The following is an 872-nucleotide window of genomic DNA, read 5'->3' on the forward strand; positions in this document are numbered from 1 at the left end:
CACCCCGGCGGCAGCACCGCGGGGCGCCTTCGGCACGCCCATGACCGGCAGGTCGCGAAACTTGTCCATGAAGGCCCGGTCGATCCGGTCCTTACATTGCCACAGGGCACTGCCTGCAACGGCGAAACCCCATTTCTCCGCAAGCGCGGCCTTGCGCCCCAGCGACACCAGCTTGAGGTAGTTCTTCTGTGGTTTGAAACGCCGCAGGCTGCCATCCTCGCGCAGGGCACTGCGCAGATTGTCATGCAGCACCGGCGCTGCGCGAACGGCATATACCCCCGCCTTGGGCCGGGGCGCGAAATCCAGATGCGCGCAATCCCCGACGGCAAAAAGCCGGGAATCGCCCCGGACCTGCAGGCCGGGACCGACAGCGATGAAACCATCTTCCAGCGGCAGATCCGTTCGGGTGAGCCATTCATGCGGATACGCTCCCGCGGCGCCCACGCAGAACGCGGCGGCAATGGAGGAGCCATCCGCCAACACCACGCGGTCCGCCTCGATCCGGCGCACCTCGGCGCGGGTATGCACCACCACCTCCTGCCGGGCGAGTTCCCGGCGCAGCCTGTCGCGCGCCCGCGCACCGACGCCGGAAATTTCCGGCCCAGCCTCGATGACCGCGACCCGCGGTGGCGGTCCCACGCCGCGCAATGCAAAGGACATCGCCATGGCCAGTTCGCATCCCGCCACGCCGCCGCCGATCACCGCGACCTCCGGCGGCGCCTTTTCTTCCGTGACCCGATCCAGAAAACCACGCCAACGCTGGGCATAAGCGCCCAACGGCTTGGCGCCGACCGCATGTTCGGCGAACCCCGGAATCTGCATCCGGGCGGTGATCCCGATATCGAGCGATGCCACGTCATAGGCCACGGGGC

At 68.0% G+C, this 872-nt stretch carries 1 protein-coding gene; it reads right to left on the reverse strand.

Features of this window, described 5'->3' with window-relative positions:
- Window positions 1-872: FAD-dependent oxidoreductase (locus A3764_RS20720; protein ID WP_161487522.1), on the reverse strand; the 872-nt coding region annotated here is incomplete at both ends.

Source organism: Sulfitobacter sp. HI0129 (assembly GCF_001635395.1).
Lineage (GTDB): Bacteria > Pseudomonadota > Alphaproteobacteria > Rhodobacterales > Rhodobacteraceae > Sulfitobacter.